Annotated in this window: 18 protein-coding genes; 3 read left to right on the top strand and 15 right to left on the bottom strand. The window is 64.2% G+C overall.

Going from position 1 to position 18,634, the window contains the following annotated elements; translation table 11 throughout:
• Window positions 1-241, bottom strand: a 241-nt coding sequence (locus DRB19_RS22940) for an IS630 transposase-related protein (protein ID WP_245439419.1), incomplete at its 3' end; no start/stop codon positions are given.
• Between the two features lie 80 nt (window positions 242-321).
• The gene (locus DRB19_RS22935; RefSeq protein WP_114188349.1) at window positions 322-1,626 is read right to left on the bottom strand and encodes an amidase; all 1,305 of its coding nucleotides are present in this window, start codon (window positions 1,624-1,626) and stop codon (window positions 322-324) included.
• Window positions 1,627-1,773: 147 nt separating this feature from the next.
• Here DRB19_RS22935 and DRB19_RS22930 point away from each other — a divergent pair, with 147 nt between their 5' ends.
• Window positions 1,774-2,805, top strand: coding sequence for a DmpA family aminopeptidase (locus tag DRB19_RS22930; protein ID WP_114188346.1), 1,032 nt, complete (start codon window positions 1,774-1,776; stop codon window positions 2,803-2,805).
• A gap of 43 nt (window positions 2,806-2,848) precedes the next feature.
• Here the strand turns inward: DRB19_RS22930 and DRB19_RS22925 are convergent, their stop codons facing one another.
• The 11 genes from DRB19_RS22925 to aceA form a co-directional block, all read right to left on the bottom strand.
• Window positions 2,849-4,906 (bottom strand): sensor histidine kinase, encoded by a 2,058-nt coding sequence (locus DRB19_RS22925; protein ID WP_162815811.1) that lies wholly within the window; start codon window positions 4,904-4,906, stop codon window positions 2,849-2,851.
• Window positions 4,907-4,985: 79 nt separating this feature from the next.
• On the bottom strand, window positions 4,986-6,044 hold the full coding sequence (locus tag DRB19_RS22920) for a sensor histidine kinase (RefSeq protein ID WP_114188344.1): 1,059 nt from the start codon (window positions 6,042-6,044) through the stop codon (window positions 4,986-4,988).
• 5 nt (window positions 6,045-6,049) lie between these two features.
• Window positions 6,050-6,499 (bottom strand): response regulator, encoded by a 450-nt coding sequence (locus tag DRB19_RS22915; protein ID WP_114188343.1) that lies wholly within the window; start codon window positions 6,497-6,499, stop codon window positions 6,050-6,052.
• A complete protein-coding gene (locus DRB19_RS22910) occupies window positions 6,500-8,722 on the bottom strand; it encodes an ATP-binding protein (protein WP_245439750.1) in 2,223 nt (740 codons plus the stop codon). It abuts the gene before it with no gap.
• A 14-nt stretch (window positions 8,723-8,736) separates the two neighbouring features.
• Complete coding sequence (locus DRB19_RS22905; protein ID WP_162815810.1) at window positions 8,737-9,303, bottom strand: biliverdin-producing heme oxygenase; 567 nt, start codon at window positions 9,301-9,303, stop codon at window positions 8,737-8,739.
• 106 nt (window positions 9,304-9,409) lie between these two features.
• Window positions 9,410-10,162 carry an ABC transporter permease gene (locus DRB19_RS22900; RefSeq protein WP_114188340.1) on the bottom strand — a complete coding sequence of 251 codons (753 nt, stop codon included), beginning with the start codon at window positions 10,160-10,162 and terminating at the stop codon, window positions 9,410-9,412.
• A complete protein-coding gene (locus tag DRB19_RS22895) occupies window positions 10,159-11,094 on the bottom strand; it encodes an ABC transporter ATP-binding protein (RefSeq protein WP_114188339.1) in 936 nt (311 codons plus the stop codon). Before DRB19_RS22895 ends, DRB19_RS22900 begins: the two co-directional genes overlap by 4 nt.
• On the bottom strand, window positions 11,091-12,254 hold the full coding sequence (locus tag DRB19_RS22890) for an ABC transporter permease (protein WP_114188338.1): 1,164 nt from the start codon (window positions 12,252-12,254) through the stop codon (window positions 11,091-11,093). The genes DRB19_RS22895 and DRB19_RS22890 overlap by 4 nt, the downstream gene beginning before the upstream one ends.
• Window positions 12,255-12,346: 92 nt before the next feature.
• Window positions 12,347-13,249, bottom strand: a complete 903-nt coding sequence (osmF, locus tag DRB19_RS22885) for a glycine betaine ABC transporter substrate-binding protein OsmF (protein ID WP_162815812.1) — start codon at window positions 13,247-13,249, stop codon at window positions 12,347-12,349.
• Window positions 13,250-13,444: 195 nt separating this feature from the next.
• Entirely contained in the window at window positions 13,445-13,648 is a 204-nt protein-coding gene (locus DRB19_RS22880) for a DUF4170 domain-containing protein (RefSeq protein WP_114188336.1), read from the bottom strand.
• Window positions 13,649-13,688: 40 nt separating this feature from the next.
• The gene (gene aceA, locus DRB19_RS22875) at window positions 13,689-15,008 is read right to left on the bottom strand and encodes an isocitrate lyase (RefSeq protein ID WP_114188335.1); all 1,320 of its coding nucleotides are present in this window, start codon (window positions 15,006-15,008) and stop codon (window positions 13,689-13,691) included.
• Between the two features lie 185 nt (window positions 15,009-15,193).
• Here aceA and DRB19_RS22870 point away from each other — a divergent pair, with 185 nt between their 5' ends.
• Window positions 15,194-16,627 carry a helix-turn-helix domain-containing protein gene (locus DRB19_RS22870; RefSeq protein WP_114188334.1) on the top strand — a complete coding sequence of 478 codons (1,434 nt, stop codon included), beginning with the start codon at window positions 15,194-15,196 and terminating at the stop codon, window positions 16,625-16,627.
• 20 nt (window positions 16,628-16,647) lie between these two features.
• On the opposite strand, the gene DRB19_RS22865 is transcribed toward DRB19_RS22870, so the two are convergent.
• Complete coding sequence (locus tag DRB19_RS22865; protein ID WP_114188333.1) at window positions 16,648-17,367, bottom strand: glutamine amidotransferase; 720 nt, start codon at window positions 17,365-17,367, stop codon at window positions 16,648-16,650.
• Between the two features lie 4 nt (window positions 17,368-17,371).
• Entirely contained in the window at window positions 17,372-17,842 is a 471-nt protein-coding gene (locus tag DRB19_RS22860) for a tellurite resistance TerB family protein (RefSeq protein ID WP_114188332.1), read from the bottom strand.
• Between the two features lie 391 nt (window positions 17,843-18,233).
• Between DRB19_RS22860 and DRB19_RS22855 the strand changes: the two genes are divergently transcribed.
• Window positions 18,234-18,620 (top strand): response regulator, encoded by a 387-nt coding sequence (locus tag DRB19_RS22855; RefSeq protein ID WP_114188331.1) that lies wholly within the window; start codon window positions 18,234-18,236, stop codon window positions 18,618-18,620.
• Window positions 18,621-18,634 lie beyond the last annotated feature (14 nt).

Here is an 18,634-nt window from a genome sequence, read left to right as displayed (position 1 = left end):
TGGCGGGGTGTGCCTCGACGGCTTGGATCAGGAAGGTCTCATAAGGCACCAGTTTGCCACCTCCCGGCGGACGGCCTTGGCGGGCGGGCGCCGGCGAGCCGAACCGCCGCTGGCGCTGCATCAGCTTGATGGCACAGCTGTCCCTGACGCCAAAGTGGCGGGCCGCCGTCCGGCAGGAATGGCCCGCCTCGACGAAGGCTGCAACCCGCATACGAAGATCGAGAGAATAGCAGTGACCCATGATCCACCTCCCGTCCGACGAAGTGAATCACAGATCACATCAACCCAGAACCCTAAGAGTCGAATTTCCAGTCCGATGCTTTAGCCCTTCCACGGGACTATAAGGTCTCGCTCAACGCTCGCGGCGATCTCCAAGAGCTTGCGATCCCGTCCGTGGGGCGCGATGAGCATCAGGCCTACAGGGCGGGCATAACCCGGGATCGGCAGCGATATGCCTGTCAGGTCGAATTGGTTGCCGAACATCGGGTTGCGCAGGATCAGCCAGTCCATCTTGTTATACAGTTTGTCATCGGCTTCGAGCGGAGCGATCAACGGTGCCGAGACGGCGGTGGTCGGCATAACGAGCGCATCGACGGACGAGAGGCGCTCCTCCATCTGGGCGATCAACGCCCTCCTCTGGCGGATCATGCGGATATAGACCGGGGCCGGCACAGCGCCGCTGCGGGCAATCCACCACTGCACGCGCGGATCGATCAGATGCGCCTTCGCGTGGAGCCAATCGGAGTGGACTTCCGCCGCTTCGATGGAGGCGATCGAGGCGCGCGTGGTCGTATCCGCCATAGCCTGGAGCAGATCCTCGATGGAATGATCGGCGATCCTGGCTCCCCATCGGGACAGGTGCTGCAGGCTGGCGTCGAAGGCTTCCATCACCAACGGTTCGGCCTCGGTAAACAGGCGTCCACGTGGAACGCCGAACCGAAGGCCGGCCAGAGGACGTGGCATGAGATGCTTTGGCTCATCGCCTGCCATGATCGCATCCGCGAAAGCGCAGTCCTGAACCGTTCTGGCCAGAGGCCCGATGGAATCGAGGCTCGGAGAGAGCGGAAACGCCCCATCGAGCGGCACCCGGCGCGCGGTTGGCTTGAAACCGACCACGCCATTGAGAGCAGCCGGGATGCGCACGGAGCCGCCCGTGTCGCTGCCGATGGAAATGTCGCTCGTGTCTTCCGCGACGCTGACGCCGGCCCCCGAGGACGAACCGCCCGGAATGCGCTTGGGATCGGCCGCATTGCCCGGCGTGCCATAATGAGGATTGAGGCCAAGCCCGGAAAACGCGAACTCGACCATGTTGGTCTTGCCAATGATCACCGCGCCGGCCTGCCGCAGCCGGCGGACCACTGCGGCGTCCCTTTGAGCGGGAGGCGCATCCCGCAGCACAACGGAACCGGCCGTGGTGGTCTCGCCGGCAACATCAAACAAGTCCTTGATCGACACAATGGCACCGTCGAGGGGGCCGAGAGAGACTCCCGCCAGCTTGCGCGCATCGGCGGCATCCGCTGCCGCGCGGGCGGCATCCTCGTAGAGGCGTAGATATACGCGCTCATCGGCGGCTCGTTTTGCCAACCTCGCCAGAATGCCTTCCAGTTTGTCCCGAATGGTCATCATCATGCTGCCGGATCGGATGCGAGACGGTCACGTTAGCACTTAAAGCCCTCCCGCCTGTCAAGCTTCGTGGCGGAATGCTTGAGCTGGACGGGGCGCTCTTGTACGGCTCTGTCCCATCGAACGTGACCGCATCGGGAGCTGCATTCCATGAGCAACGGGCTTCGTGCGCATAACGTTGGACTGTCTTGCGGTCGGCTGCGACCGGGCGCCCGCAACAGCATTGCGGACGTACCGGGCGTTCTGGTCGGGCATACCACTCTCAACGAGGGCGACATCCGCGCCGGCGTCACCGCAGTCCTGCCTCACGACGACAATCTCTATCGCCTGAAGCCTGTGGCGGCCGTTCATGTGCTGAACGGCTTCGGCAAGAGCGCCGGATTGGTGCAAGTGCACGAACTAGGCGTCATCGAGACACCGCTCTTGCTCACCAACACACTTTCGGTCGGAACCTGCTGCACGGCGCTGGTTCGTCACGCCATTGCGCGCAACCCTGATATTGGCCGCGAGACCGCGACGGTCAATCCGGTGGTGCTCGAATGCAATGACGGCTGGCTCAATGACATACAGGCGCTCGCTGTCACGGAGCAGGATGCGCATGCGGCGATCAGCAGCGCCTCGTCTGATTTCGCTGTAGGCTCCGTCGGCGCCGGGTGCGGCATGAGCACCTTTGGGTTCAAGGGCGGAATCGGCACAGCCTCACGTTCCCTCGACTTCGACGGCGGGCGCTTCCATTTGGGCGTGCTGGTGTTGTCCAATTTCGGACGCGCGGGAGACTTGCGCCTGCCCGATGGCAGGCAGATCGCTCCGCCCAAGCAAACGGATTCCACGGGATTGCCGGAGAAGGGCTCCGTTATCATCATCGCGGCAACCGATGTTCCGTTGAGTGACCGACAGATCAAACGGGTGATCCGCAGATCCGGCGTTGGGCTTGCCAGACTGGGCTCCTTCTGGGGTCATGGCAGCGGCGACATCGCGCTTGGCTTTTCCACGGCCAACATCCTATCGCATGACGAGCCTAATGATTTTGCGCGTCTCGATATTCTCAACGAGAGCCGCATCGATCTGCTGTTCGAGGCTATGGCGGATACCACACAGGAAGCGGTTCTCGACGCGCTTGTTGCGGCGGGCCCCATGAGGGGCCGCGCCGGCCATCATCGCGCCGGCTTCTCGACACCTTGATAAGTCTTGGCGCGACAGGACATGCGCCCGGCACAGGCGCGCCCTAGGAGGCGTAACGCTGCGGCGCCTCGGCCTCGTCCGGATCGGCCGCGATCGTCTCGATGGGAAAGGTGATGACGCAGCGGATTCCCGAGGGGGCGAAATCGAGCTTGATCTCGCCTCCAAGCTGCTGCGCCAGACCGCGCTGAATCAGCTTTGTGCCGAAGCCCTGACGTTTCGGTGGCGAGACGCGCGGTCCTCCACTTTCCGTCCATTCCACCAGCAGAGCAGCCGGGCCCGGCCCGGATGTGAGGGCCCACATAACCTTGATCTGTCCATCCGGAACCGAGAGGCTCCCGTATTTCGCCGCGTTCGTGGCGAGTTCGTGAACGGCGAGTCCAAGGGCCAGAACCGCGCTCGGTTGCAGGTTCACCCGTGGGCCGCGAAGCTTGATCCGCTGGCGCGACGGGTCTTGGTACGGTTCGAGCTCGCTCGCGAGCACATCCCCCAGAAGTGCGCCGTTCCAATTGGCGACGGTGAGAAGATCGTGGGTTTTCGCGAGTCCTTGCAGGCGCCCCAAAAAAGCATCCCAGGCCGCCGGATCGCCCGCTTCCGCGGAGCGACGCGTCATGGATGCGATGGATTGGACCGTCGCGAGGGTGTTCTTGACCCGGTGGTTGAGCTCATGGAGCAGAAGAGCCTGCCTGTCGTCGGCCTCGCGCCGCTCGGTCACGTCCTGCGACACTCCCACCATGGTGAGCTTCCCGTCCAGGCTCATCCGCGTTCGCCCGCTGACGCGGATCCAATGCACGGTGCGATCCGGCCAGATGACCCGGTACTCCACATGGAGGTCCGTTCTGCGCGTCATTGCGTCCGCGACCGCCTCGGCCTGCCTTTGCCGATCCTCGGGATGAATCGTCGCAACAAGATCCGCGTAGGTGAAAGGCGCATCGGGCTGACGGCCGAAATTCATCCGGCAGGTCGCGGACGTGGTGAATTCACCTGTGGCCGGATCATACTCCCACGACCCGAGATCGCCGGCATTGAGCGCCAGGCGCAGGCGAGCTTCGCTCTCCGCGACATGACCGAGCACTTCGTCGCGCGCCTTCTTCTGCATCTCGATCGCCAGAGACGCTTCGACGAGCGCTTTCTGGATCGCGTCGAACTCACGGACCTGGGTCGATTGCCCGGCAACCGCCTCCCCTCGCCCTAGGGAATGCGCCAATGCGACGAGCTGGTCGACGGGCTGCGCGATTCTCCTGCACAGGATGGCTGCCAGGACGATGCCCGCAATGACAACCCCGGTAAGCACCATGAGCCACACGAGGGGACGCCGGATCGCGGCCCGCAGTTCAGAAGCCGGCAAGCTGATGATGAAGGACCAGCCATAGGTGGGCGAACGGCTGAAATACGTGCGGGACGGAACGTCGTCGAGAGTCACGTTGTCGATCTGCCCTTCGGGAGAGGCCGCAATGGCCTCCACGAGGCGCGGCCGGGCGGTGCGCCCGATGAATTGCTCGGGGGCGCGGGATCTGGCAACGATCTTGCCGCTCCTGTCGAGCACGGCGCCGTTCCAGCCGCTGGCAATCCGCTGATCCCGGATGAGCTTCTGGAAAACCTCGGGTCCGATGGCAATCGACAGGATGTAGGCGACCCGATCCTCGATCACCACCGGAAGATCGAGGGTTACGATCGAGAGCCCAGTGGCGGGCCCAACGTACAGGTCGGACAGGTTTGCGGCGCGGGTTTCATGGACGCGCCGGAGAACTTCTGGGCGAAGGCTATCCGACAAAGGCGTTCCATACGCGACGCGGGTATTGAGCAGCGTCCGGCCGTTCGGCTCGAACAGTGCGATCCAGGCCGGATCCGCCAGAGGAGTTTCTAGGGCCTGTCGGTGGAACGCTGCGAAATCGCCGCTCCGGATATGCGGCGACTGCGACAGAACCCGCATGCCGATCTCGACCTTCTCAATCTCCCGGTCGAGGGACAGAGCCAAAGCGCGCGTCGTCTCCTGCAGGCGCAGATCGGTGGCTTGTCGCTCGGCCTGATAAACCGAGTAAAGGCCGCCGCCCGCGATAAGAACAGCCGGAAGCGTCAGGGCGAGAACCAGCGTCCATAACACCTGCCGCAGGGATATGCGCGCGCCGGCGGAACGTGGAGGATCCGGCGGTGCATCGTGAACGCGGTCTTGTGCCCGAGGGTCATGGGTGCTCTTGAGCCCCCTGCATCGGCATGACGACGCGAACCAGCACCGCGGGCTCGTCCTCCGGCCATTCCACGACTGCATCGAGCTGCCGCGCCAGAGCCTTGAGGATGGCGCCGGTGGTGCTTTCCCGAGCAGCCGTCTTCTCCTCCAGGGTGAACATGTCGTCGGCCAGCTCGAAATTGAGCTGCCTGTCGCGGACTTTCATTCCGAGCTTCAGCTTTCCGTGCCGGTTCGCGTAAGCCTGGGACAGGGCGTTCACGATGATTTCGTTGAACAGGAGCGCCATGGGCGCTGCCCGTTCGGCCTCGACCTCGACGGCGTCGAGCTCGAATTCGGGCCGAACGTTGACGTCCGTGAGTTCGCCGGTGAGTTCCGCGCACAGGCTTCTGGCAAAGGTCGTCACATCGAAGCGGGAGGCTCCTTGCCCGTCATAGAGATCGCGATGCGCCGCCGCGAGCGCGTGAAGGCGCTGCTTCATGTAACCGAGAGCCGTGCGGACATCCTTGTTCTCGGTCTGGCGGATCTCCATTCCCAGGAGAGAGAGCAGGAGCTGCAGGTTGTTCTTCACCCGGTGATCGAGCTCATGCAGGAGCGCGGTTCGCTCCTCGAGCGAGCGGCGCAGGGCCTCCTGGGCCCGAAGGCGCTCGGTACGGTCGCGCATTTCCGAGAGCGCGCGCAGGACCGTGATCGGCAGGCGATCGAGCCTCTCCTTGAGCACGTAGTCGGTCGCGCCGCGCTTCAGCGCCTCGACCGCCACCTCTTCGCCAAGCGCTCCGGACACGAAGATGAACGGCGTATCGGGGCAACGCTCCCGCGCAAGATCAAGCGCCTTCAACCCATCGAACGAGGGCAGGACATAATCCGCCAGGATCAAGTCCCAGCCGCCCTCGCGAACTGCATCAGAAAATTCGCCTCCCGAGCTCACATGGGTGATCGACGCGGAAGGTCCGACCGCCCCCAGAGCCTCGGTCACCAGCTCGGCGTCAAGCGCGCTGTCCTCCAGATGGAGGATGCGAAGGCTGCGATCGGTCTGGGGGATGGCAGGCCGGTCCATACAGGTTACTGTCCGCCATTTCTCGGAGGTGGCTCGTTCAGGATAGCCCAGAACACGCCGAGGTCCTGGATGGCGTCGAAGAACTCCCGGAAGCCCACAGGCTTCACCACGAAGGCATTGACGCCAAGCTCATAGCTTCGCACCACGTCGCTCTCCTCCCGGGAGGAGGTGAGCATGACCACGGGCGTGTGGCGCAAGATAGCGTCCGCTTTGACCTTTTCCAGCACCTCGAGACCATCGACTTTCGGCAATTTGAGGTCGAGCAGCACCACCGCCGGGTCGCTTGTATTGCGGCTCGCATGCTCGCCGCGTCGGTATAGGAAGTCGAGTGCTTCGGCGCCGTCGCGCACCACCACGACCTCGTTGGCAAGCTGGCTCTGCTCCAGGGCCGCCAGCGTCAGCTCGATATCCTTCGGGTTGTCCTCGACTAGGAGGATCGGTTTCAGTTCCGGCATTCACGCCGCTCCTTCGATGTCAGGCAGAGAAAATGAGAAGGTTGCGCCCTTGTCGATCGCGCCCTCGGCCCAGGTCCGCCCGCCATGTCGCTCGACAATGCGGCGAACATTGGCCAGGCCGATTCCCGTGCCTTCGAAATCTTCCATACGGTGCAGGCGTTGGAACACGCCGAACAGCTTATCAACGTAGGTCATGTCGAAGCCGACGCCATTGTCTCGCACGAAGAAGACGATTTCGCCGTTTTTCCGATAAGAGCCCACATCGATCCGAGCCTCGTCCCGCGGACGTGTGTATTTCACCGCGTTCGACATGAGGTTCTCGAAGACGAGGCGAATCAGGAGGGGGTCTGCGGTCGCGGCCGGCAGATCCGCGATGTTCCAGCGGACCTTGCGATCCCCGATCTCCATGGCAAGCGAGTGCTTGACCTCGCGGACCATTTGCGATGCATCGAAAAGCCTGGGCTTCAGGGTCGTGCGGCCCATCTGGGAGAAGCTCAGAAGATTGTCGACAAGCGTCCCGGCCGTTAGGGCCGATTCGATGATGGTGTCCACATAGCGCAGTCCCCGCTCGGACAGGGTGCTGCCTTCGTGCTTCTTCAGCAATTCCGAATAGCCGACGATATGGCGGAACGGCGCGCGCAGATCATGCGACACGGAGTAGGAGAACGCCTCCAGCTCCTTATTGCTTCGCCGGAGCTCGTCCGACAGAGCGGCGAGCTCCTCGGCGCGGCGAAGGACGATGCCCACGGCCGCATTCCGCAGTTCCCCCGCGGCCTCGATCTCGCTCACGTCCCATGGCAGGGAGCGTCCCAGCACCGTCTCCTTCCAGATCTCGAAGGAGCGGCGCGGGTGAAGACGCGGGGCGCCCGCCTCGGCCCGCACCGACTTGCTCGGATCCCCGCCCCATTTGACCGTCTGCACCACCTCAGGCCGAAACCAGATCACGTAGCTCGCGCGCACCTTCGAGATGGAGATGGAGAGCAGGCCGCTTGCGCGGTCGATGTAGTCCCTAGCGTCGGGATAGAGCGCCGACAGGGCATCGGTTGCAAACAGATCCTCGGGGTGATGCTGGGACAACCATGCGGCCAGCTTTCTGATATGCTGTTCCGAGGGAGTTTGGCCGAGAATCCAGCAAAAATCGCCGGACACGATGGCGACGCCTTCGGCCCCTACCAGATGCATCAACTCCGCCGGATGGTTCACCAGCCCGTCGATGAAGAACTCCTCGGCGGCCATGTAGCCCAAAAGCCGCGCCTGCACCGAGCGAAGGCGGATGCGCTTCTCGGCCAGTGCCGTGTTCTCCCGCGCTTCGAGCTGCAGGGAGAAGATCTGAGTGAGGAAATCGCAGGCATTGCGCACCTGCAGGGGAACCCTTCGCGGCTCCTTGCTGTGACAGGAGATCAGACCCCAGAGCTCACCGTCGCGCAGAATGGAAATCGACATGGACGCCATGGTGCCCATATTGCGCATGTATTCCAGGTGAACGGGAGACACGCTGCGCAGCAGCGAGTCGCTGAGATCGAGCGGAGCCGGATCATGCGATTGGATCGGGACCGGGATGTAGTCGGCATTTGGAATGATGCGCAATCGATTGCGGCGATAAAGCTCGCGCGCCTGGGCCGGAATGTCCGAGGCCGGGAAGCGCAAATCTAGATAGGACGGCAGGTTCTCGTTGCGATCCTCGGCGATGACGGTGCCGTTCCAATTCTCATCGAAGCGGTAGACGAGAACGCGGTCGAAACCCGTCAGCCGGCGCACATCCGCTGCGGCGAGCCGGCAAAGGGACTCGGTGGTGGATGTCCCGCCCAACTGCTCTACGAACTGGCGAAGGTTCGGATTGAGCGCATCGAGGCTTGCCGCCGCGCCGTTCACCTCTTCCAGCTCGAGAACCGCGTATCCGCCCGAGCGATGAACCGCGACGTCGAAGCTGCGGCGCCCGGTGCTCCTGTCCAGCGCCACGGTTCGCAGGTAGTGGCTGCCCCCCTTGGGATTCATGTCGCGCAGATCCGCGTCGAGATCCGCCGCCAGTTCGGGCAGCACCTCCATGAGGGTGCGCCCCAGAACCGCATCCGGCTCGAGACCCAGGATCGAGGCCGCGTTGGCGCTGGCATGGATCACGGCCGTGTCCGGCAACCGGATGGAGAGCAGGAAACCGTGGGGCTGAATGCTGCCCGGAATATGGATCAGCTCCTGCTCGCACGCGGTCAGATCAAGATCAGGCATGGTCGTCCCAGCGTTCATGATTCCCCGCACAGCCAGTCATGCATGACATTGAAGGTCTGGCTCGCCGCCTCAATGATGAGGTCGTCCGTCTCGGGCGACGAGGCCGCCAGGAGCATCGCGCCGAAAGATTTCCACATGGGGCCGATATCACGTCCATAGCTTCGGAAATAGGCGCATCCTGTCTCGGCCGTCAGGCCCAGACTCCGCTCCACGTCCCGTGCGATGATGGCCCCCCCGAGGGTGGAGCCCTCCACCACGTACATGCTCCCGAGCACTGCCTCCGGCGCTCCCAGGGGCATGAGGGGATGGCAGGCAGGAAGGCGTTCGATATCGGTGGACTGCAATCCAAGAGCCTGAAGATCCTTGACCAAGAGGGGCGCCTTGCATCGCCTTTGAAAGAATTCGGGGTCCGGCGCCTTGGCCATGGCGACATCTTCCCAGGCGCTGTGAAACCCGTAAAACCGGATCAGCAATTGCCTGTAGCGGTCCCGGGACGCGATTCGCCGCTCGAGATCGATGGCTCTCTCGATTCTGTCGTGGGCTGGGCGTGTTTCAATCTTCAGGCGTTCAAGCAGTGTCATGCAGGCGGCGGACCATAGGCAAATACGGCTTACTCGTACAGATCCCCTCGGATGCCCAAAGGGCATTTGGGCCCCAGAAGATCACTTTAAGTTGAATTCGGATTGGTCAGGCCGCGGCGGGCCCGAGACCGAGTCGCCGGACGAGCAGCCGCTCGAACATCATCAATCCGTCGTGAATCAGAACCGCCAGCAGCGCCACCACGAGGCCGCCTTGCAGGATGAACGCTGTATTGTTCGACTGCAGGCCGGCGATGATCACCTCGCCCAGTCCCTTAGCGGCCACCGTCGATCCGATCGTGGCCGTCCCAAGATTGATCACCACCGACAGGCGGATTCCGGCCAGGATGACAGGGAGCGCCAGGGGCAGCTCCACCTCGTAGAGCCGCCTTGTGGGCCCCATGCCCATGCCCTTGGCGGCATCCAGGGTCAGGGGAGAGACCTGTGTGAGGCCCGTGAGAGTGTTCTCGAAGATCGGCAGGAGGCCGTAGAGGAATAGCGCGATCAGCGTTGGTTTCTCGCCGAACCCGACGAGCGGCACGGCAATGGCCAGAACGGCGACCGGCGGGAACGTCTGGCCGATGCTCACAAGGCTGCGGGACAGGGGAAGGAATTCAACTCCAGAAGGCCGCGTGACGAGAACGCCCAAGAGGACGGCGACAAGCGTGCTGGCGAGCGCAGCGCTGAAGACGGTGCCCAGGTGGGCCATGGTCAGGAACAGGAGGTTTCCCTGGTTATAGATCGCCGGAGCGTTGTTCGTGGTCAGGGGCTCGAAAACCGGCGCAAAGAGGTTCGGGGCCGAGATGAAGGCCAGGAGCATGATCAGGGCCGTCAAGCGGATCATCACGGCGCGGCGGCTCATGCGCTGCGCCCATAGGCCAGAATACCCGTGATGCTGACCCGGCCGATGACGGAGCCGGTCCCGTCTGCCACCGGCAGATCCTGGCGGCCGCACCACATCAGCCGGGACAACGCCTCATAGAGGGTGCCGGAGGCCGCGACCGGTTCGCCCTCCGCGAGGCCCGGCTCCAGCGCATCCTCGACCTTGGCCAGGGACAACAGCCGGAAGGGCCTGTCCGCGGTGCCGACGAGACGCTCGACGAAAGCCTCGGCCGGACGGGTGAGCAGTTCGGCCGGCGGCCCATACTGGATCAGGCGGGCCTGATCCATGACGGCGATGCGATCCCCCAGATGGAAGGCTTCCTCCATGTCGTGGGTTACCAGCACGATCGTGGCGCGCAGGCGGCGCTGGATCGCCAGGAGATCATCCTGCGCCTTGGCCCTGATCACCGGATCGAGAGCTCCGAAGGGCTCGTCCATCAAGAGAAGCTCCGGCCGCGCCGCAAGCGCCCGTGCGACGCCCACCCGCTGCTGCTGCCCGCCGGACAATTCGTGCGGAAACTTCGTTGCGAACTCGGCCGGATCGAGCTGGTAGAGATCGAGCAGTTCCTCGATCCGGTCGGCGATCCTCTTCCTGTCCCAACCGAGCAGACGCGGCACGGTGGCGATGTTCTGCGCCACCGTCCGGTGCGGGAAGAGGCCGTAGCCCTGGATGACGTAGCCGATCCGGTGCCGCAGATCATCCTCCGGGATGGAGCGGGTGTCCTGGCCGTCGATGAGGACACGGCCGGATGTGGGCTCGACCAGCCTGTTGATCATGCGCAGAAGGGTGGACTTGCCGGCGCCCGACGTGCCGACCACGACCGTGATCGTGCCCTCCTCCACGCCGAACGAGACATCGTCGACCACGGTGGTGTCGCCATAGCGCTTGGTGAGACGCTCGATCTCGATCATTGCGAGGTCCCGTTCGAAAGCTCGATGGCGGCATCGAGGATCACGGCCGCCGCAAAGGACAGGGCGACCGTGGGAATTGCGCCCAGGAGCACAAGGTCGATCGCCGTCTGCCCTATGCCCTGGAACACGAAGGTGCCGAAGCCCCCTCCGCCGATCAGCGCCGCCACGGTGGCAAGTCCGAGATTCTGCACCAGCACGATACGAATGCCTGCCAGGATGACCGGAAGCGCCAAGGGCAGTTCCACGTCGAACAGGCGCTGGCGGTTGGAAAGCCCCATGCCACGGGCCGCATCGACGACGGTGGCCGGCACATGATCGAGGCCCACCACGGTGTTCGCCACGACAGGCAGAAGGGAATAAAGAAAAAGCGCCACGAAAGCGGGCGCAGCCCCGATGCCGTGGATCCCGAGGGCCGCCGCCAGGGGAAAAGCCGCCAGATAGCCCAGGGGAACCATCAGGATTCCGAACAGGGCAATGCTCGGGATCGTCTGGATGACGTTGAGAACCTGAAGGATGGCGGCGCGCAGACGCGGGGCACGGTGACACAGGACACCCAATGGCAATCCGACCGCGACGGCCGCCGCAAGGGATCCGATGGCCAGAAGCACATGCCGACGCGCCTCGCTCCAGAAGCTGTCCGCGCGGGTCGCGTATTCCTTCAGGATCGACAGCCCGTCCCAGGCTCCGGAGAATAGCAGCAGGGCCATCGCGGCAGCCGCGATCGAGAGCGCTCCCAGCCGCGCCCAGGGCCCCAGCCGCAACCGGGTGAGCGCATCGGCGACGAGGAGGCTAAACGCAAGGCCGAGAAGCCAGAAGCCGAGGGCCGGAGAAACCCGCGCGAAAGTGTTTCCAGCCGGCGTGACGAAGCCAGCCGACAAACCCACACAGGGCGCGATGACCACAAGCCCCAACGACGCGGCCGCCAAGCGGACGATGGAGCGGCGCACGAATATGGCAACGATCGCGACGGACAGCGCGGCGCCCACCAGGACGAAGGCCGTGGTCGGCGGCAGAGCCTCGAAGATCGAGCGCGCCGCGCCCGCGGCGATGCGATTGGCCCGATAGGTCACGAAGGGCGCAGCGTACAACGCAATGCCGATCAGAACGGCCACCATGCTCCCCAAACGGTCGGGGGATAAGGTCCAGTGCGGTGACGCCATGCCGGGAGCGCTCGTGGAAGACGACGTCGCGTTCACAACCAGTCTAGCTTCCCGGATATTTGCCGATGCTCACAGGCGCGTCCGGCGTCGGGTCACTTCAGGAAGCCTTTCGATTTCAGGTAGTCGGTCGCCACGGCCCTGGCGGCCTCGCCCCCGACCTGAACGCGAGCGTTCAGGTCCTGAAGGGTCGTGAGATTGAGAGATTCGAAGACCGGCTTGAGAACCTCGGCGATCTTCGGGTTCTCCTTCAGGGCCTGCTCACGGATGATCGGGGCCGGCGCATAGACCGGCTGCACCCCCTTGTCGTCGGCCAGGACGACGAGACCCGAGGGGGCGATGCCGCCATCGGTGCCGTAGACCATGGCCGCGTTGGCTCCGTTGGTCTGCTCCGCCGCCGCCTTGATGGTGGCCGCCGTGTCGCCGCCGGACAGCACGATGAGCTGCTCCGGCTTCATCTTGAACCCATAGGCCGCCTGGAAGGCCGGAAGCGCCGCGGCGGAGTTCACGAATTCGGCCGAGGCCGCGAGGATGACCTTGCCGCCCCCCGACACCCACTTGCCGAAATCGGACAGGGTCGCGAGCTTGTTCGGTTCCGCCACATCCTTGCGCAGGGCGATGGCCCAGGTGTTGTTGGCGGGCGACGGGGTGAGCCAGACGATCTTGTTGGCGTCGTAATCGAGCTTCTTGGCCGCGTCGTAGCCCTTGGCGGCGTCCTTCCAGAGTGGGTCGTCCGCCTTGTTGAAGAAGAAGCCCGCATTGCCGGTGTATTCCGGGTAGATGTCGATTTCGCCCGCCGTGATGGCCTTGCGGACGACGGGGGTCGCGCCGAGCTGAATGCGATCCTGGGTCTTGATGCCGTTGGCGTTGAGCGTCAGCAGGATAATGTTGCCGAGCACAGAGCCTTCCGTATCGATCTTGGAGGAGACGACCACGTCGGCTTTGGCGGCGGATACGGCCGTCAGGCCGAGAGCCAGGGCTACGGCAAACGATTTCAGAACGGCTTTCACGGGCTTCCCCTCGGGTCACGGCGCACTGCTCCGCTATTTCTAGGACACTTGCGGCCGTAAGGCAGGGGGAATCCTCGTCAACTCCTCCAAAAGGGATCAAAAATCTGTGCGACACGATGAATTCCGCCCCGTCCTTCGGACGACGGGGCGGAACCTGGAGGCTCGGTGAAGGCGGGGCGACGATCAGGCGCCCATGGACGGCTCGTGAGCGATCGTGAAGCGCACCTGAGCCTGCGGCCGGTGATCCTCGGAGAGGGACCTCCAGGTCTGCTCGGCGTCGGTGCGGCTCTCGAAGGGTCCGACGACCCGCTCCGTCCCACTGATCAGGGTGTCGCAATCGCAAGAGGTGTATTCGCCGCCGACGACCCAGAAACGCGTCTTATTCATAATATTTCTCCATTCTCGAATGGTTGATGCTGAGGATGTTTTATTCGGCCGCCTGGAGCTTGGTGGCGGAGTGGAACTGAGCGGTTTCGGTGGAGTCCTGCATGGCGGTCGTGGACGACTTGCCGCCGGTGATCACCACCGAGATCTGGTCGAAGTAGCCGGTGCCGACCTCGCGCTGGTGACGCGTCGCCGTGTAGCCGTCGGCTTCTGCGGCGAATTCGCGAACCTGGAGTTCCGAATAGGCGCCCATGCCACGGTCGCGATAGCCGCTCGCCAGGTCAAACATGCCGTAGTTGAGCTGATGGAAGCCGGCCAACGTCACGAACTGGAACTTGTACCCCATGGCCCCGAGCTCGCGCTGGAACTTGGCGATGGTGGCGTCGTCGAGCTTCTTCTTCCAGTTGAACGAGGGCGAGCAGTTATAGGCGAGCATCTTGCCCGGATAGCGCTTGTGGACGGCTTCGGCGAACTTGCGGGCATCGTCGAGATCCGGATGCGAGGTCTCCCACCACAACAGGTCCGCCAGCTCCGCATAGGCCAGGCCGCGGGCGATGCAATGATCGAGGCCGGTGCCGTCCTTCAGGCGGTAGAACCCTTCCGGCGTGCGGCTGTCGGGCTCGATGAAGGGCCGGTCGCGCTCGTCCACGTCCGACGTGATGAGCTTGGCGGATTCCGCATCCGTGCGTGCCATGATGAGGGTTGAGGTGCCCATCACGTCGGCGGCAAGCCGCGCCGCGATCAGGTTGCGCTCATGGGCTGCGGTGGGGATCAGAACCTTGCCGCCGAGATGGCCGCACTTCTTCTCGGATGCGAGCTGATCCTCGAAATGCACGCCCGCCGCGCCGGCCTCGATATAGGCCTTCATTATCTCGAAGGTGTTGAGCGGGCCGCCGAACCCGGCTTCCGCATCGGCCACGATGGGCAGGAACCAGTCCCGCTGCGCCCCGCCTTCCGCATGCTCGATCTGGTCGGCGCGCTGGAAGGTGCGGTTGATGCGGCGGCAGAGTTCCGGACCGGAATTGGCCGGATAGAGCGACTGGTCGGGATACATGGCGCCGGCGACGTTCGAATCCGCCGCGACCTGCCAGCCGGAGAGATAGATGGCTTCGAGTCCCGCGCGGGCCATCTGCATGGCCTGGTTGCCGGTCATGGCGCCCAGCGAATGCACATAGGGGCGCTCCTGCAGGAGCTGCCACAGGCGCTGCGCGCCGCGCTCGGCCAGGGTATGGGCGATCGTGACAGAGCCCCGAAGCCGCGCCACGTCCTCCATGGAGTAGGGGCGGTGGACGCCGTCGAAGCGGCCGGAGGGGGCGGACGGGATCAGGTCTTCGAACGAACCCGGGGGCGTTTGTGAAGTCATGCTCATCTTCCGTTTACATCCGTTGACAAAATGACCCTGCTAACCACAATCTGATCAGGTCGGCCGGGCTGGTGTATGTAATAATGACTGAGGAAGCCTTTGTTTCAACGAGAGAGTTCGGGAGAAAAGTCGCCTTGCCACACCTTGACTGTGTGTCGTTAGTAAATCTGTAAAGATATTTACAAATGGATGAGACCAGAAAGCTCTTCGTCGGCCCGCGCCTCAAGCGCCTGCGCCGCGACCGGAACCTGAGCCAGGCCGGCATGGCGGAGGAACTCGGGATCTCGCCGAGCTACCTGAACCTGATGGAGCGCAACCAGCGGCCGATCACCGCGCAGGTTCTCATCCGGCTGTCCCATGCCTACTCGCTCGATCCGCGCGAATTCGCCACCGACGATCATGAGCGCACCGTCTCCGAACTCGACGAGGTCTTTGCCGATCCGCTCTTCCGCAGCGCTCCCGTGTCCCGGCTCGAAATGAGGGAGACGGTGGAGAGCGCCCCCACCCTTGTGGACGCGGTCAACCGCCTCTACCGGGCCTATGTGGCGATGCGCGGCGCCAGGGAGGCGTTCACGCCGCGGCTGCATGACCGGGACAGGGCCGAGGATGCCCCGAACGACAATCCGGTCGATCGGGTCAGGCATCACATTCAGGAAGCCAAGAATTACTTTCCCGAGCTGGACGAGGCGGCCGAAACCCTCGCGTCCGATCTCGCCCTTTCAGGGCACGAGCCGTTCTACGCCATCGCCGAGCGCCTGCACGCCCGGCACGGGATCCGCGTGCGGATCATGCCCATCGACGTGATGCCGGACTCCCTGCGCCGGTACGACCACCACCGCCGGCAGCTGCTCATTTCAGAACTGGTGGAGCCGTCGGGACGCACGTTCCAGGCGGCCTATCAGCTCGCCTTCGCGGAGATGCGCGAAACCATCGACGCCCTGGTGGCGCGACTGGAGCCGGTCGACGGCCCGGCCAGACGCCTTCTGCGGGTCTCGCTCGCCAACTCTTTCGCGGGCGCGCTCATGATGCCCTACGGCAAGTTTCACGCGGCCGCCGAATCCCTGGGCTACGACGTGGAGGTGCTGGCCGCCCGCTTCGGCGCGAGTTTCGAGCAGGTGGCGCATCGGCTGACCACCCTGGCCCGGCCGGGCCAGCGGGGAATCCCGTTCTTCCTGGTGCGGGTGGATTCCGCCGGGAACGTCTCCAAGCGCTTCTCCTCGGGCCGTTTCCCGTTCTCGCAATATGGCGGCACCTGCCCCTTGTGGAACGTGCACGCCACCTTCAGGACCCCCGGCCAGGTGGCGACGCAGATCATCGAATTGCCCGACGGGTCGCGCTGGTTCTCCGTGGCGCGCTCGGTCAAGCGCGCCTTCAACCCCTGGGGCACGCCCGAGCCGCAATTCGTGGTCGGCCTCGGCTGCGAACTCAAATACGCACATCGCCTGGTCTATGCCCGGGGCCTCGACCTGTCGGCCGCCGATCCGACGCCGATCGGCATCAACTGCCGCCTCTGCGAGCGGGTCGCCTGCCCGCAGCGCGCCGCGCCGCCGCTCATGCACGCGCTCATCGTCGACGAGATGAAGCGGGGCGTATCGCCGTTCGAGTTCGACCCGACCTAAAGGCCTCTGGTCAATGGCTCTTAGGGCGCCTCCGCCCCGAGCCAATGGTCCAGGAAGCCGTTGAGCCAGCGGGACACGTGGGGATCGTACTGGAAGCGCCCGGCGAGCTGGCGGACGCGGTCCTGGGCTCCCGGCAGGGCGAGGCGTTCTTCGGCCATCACCGTCCAGCGGCAGATCATGGCGTGGGTGACCTCCGGGTGGAATTGGAGGCCGAAGGCCGCCTCCCCGGCGCTGATGGCCTGGGTCGGAAAGTCGTCGCCGGCAGCCAGTGTCCGGGCGCCCGTGGGGCAGTCGAAGCCCTCCCGGTGCCAATGATACACATGGGTCGGCCAAGCGATGCCCAGGCGCTCGCTCAAGGCGTCGCCTGCCGCCGTGGGCAGCAGGGGGTAATAGCCGATCTCCGCCCGTCCTTCGGGATGGGTCCAGACCCTGGCCCCCATATGCTTCGCCAGCATCTGCGCCCCGAGGCACAGGCCGAGAAAGGGCTTGTTCTCCTTGAGCGGCACCCCGATCCAGTTGATCTCGGCCTTGACGAAATCGTCCGAATCGTTGGCGCTCATGGGCCCGCCGAAGATCACCGCCCCGGCATGCTCAGCGAGGGTTTCGGGCAAGGGATCGCCGTATCGGGGGCGGCGAATGTCGAGCGGGTAACCGCGCTCCCGCAGCAGGCGGCCAACCCGGCCCGGAGTCGAGTGCTCCTGATGCAGAACGATGAGGATGGGAGCCTTGGCGTCGGACATGGATCTAGCCGCGCACCTCGAAAGTCACGAGAGCTTCCAGGGCCTCGGCCTTGATGATCGCGAGATCGCTGTCCGAAAAGCCGAGAAGACGTCCGGTCCGCCAGATCAGGTCGTCCTCGAATTCATGGATCGAGCCGTCGGCGGCCGCGATCCGATAGGCCATGGACAAGAGCCTCGGGCGCTCCTCCGGCGGGACGTCGTGGACGATGCGGTCCACCATGGTGGTCGCTGGATTGACCGCGTCTCCAGCCTCGCGCACCCGACCGATGAGGTTCGAGGCCTGCTCCGGCGTCAAGCCGCAACGGGCGGTGAGAAGGGTCCGGAGGCCGTCTTCCTCGGCTTCGACCACGCGTCCATCCGCATGGACCACCAGGGTCAGGAGAATGGCAACGGTGAGGGTTTCGTCATCGGCCGGAGGCTGGTGAGCGGCGGCGGAATGATGAAAAAGATCGCGCAGGCGGGTGATCAGGGACATAGGGTCATTATTCAAGCGCGAAAGCAGGCCGCGCAAGGCCTGTTCGCGGTGGGTCGCGGGAAGCCGCCTCCTCAATTGGGCTCAGCAGCGGCCGATGCAGGGAGCAGTTCGTCCCAGGGCTGCCGCGAAATCCGCGCCCGCCCTAAGGCCAAGCGTCGCATGGCGATCCGTGGAAGGCCCGCCCCCGATGGCCGGATTTCTGATAAAACTCAAGCTGTTCAGACCTGTGCCAGAACAGCCCTTCACCCTAAGTTGAACCGGCGATCCAGCCCAGACTTGCGCCCAGAGGCTTCTCGCGTCTTTTCCACTGCCGGGGGAGGATGCTAGAAGCAGACGATTCTTGGCATGATGGCAACGGATCGCCATAGCCTCTGTGAAAGAAAGTGACCCTGTGAGCGAAAGCGTGACGATCGGCGACCTCAATGGCCTGCGTATCCTTGTGGTGGAGGACGAAGCCGCGATCTCCCTTCTGTTGGAAGACATGCTCCTTGACTTCGGCTGCGAGGTGATCGGCCCAGCGGCCCGCTTGTCTGCGGCTCTCGACGCCGTCTCGCGGGAACAGGTCGATCTTGCGATCCTGGACGTGAACGTCGCGGGCGAGCCGATCTATCCGGTCGCAGAGGCTCTTGCCGAGCGCTCGATTCCCTTCGTTTTTTCAACTGGTTACGGCAGCGCTGGCATCCGCGACACCTTCCGTGACCGCCCGGTGCTGCAAAAGCCGTTCGCCCAGAACGACCTCAAGCAGAAGCTCCTGATGGCTCGCAGCAACGTTGCCTGATGCGGCGGCCGAGG

Origin of the sequence: Microvirga aerophila, from assembly GCF_003332305.1 — a bacterium.
In the GTDB taxonomy this organism is placed as follows: domain Bacteria; phylum Pseudomonadota; class Alphaproteobacteria; order Rhizobiales; family Beijerinckiaceae; genus Microvirga; species Microvirga aerophila.
This window is presented reverse-complemented; position numbering and strand designations above follow the sequence as displayed.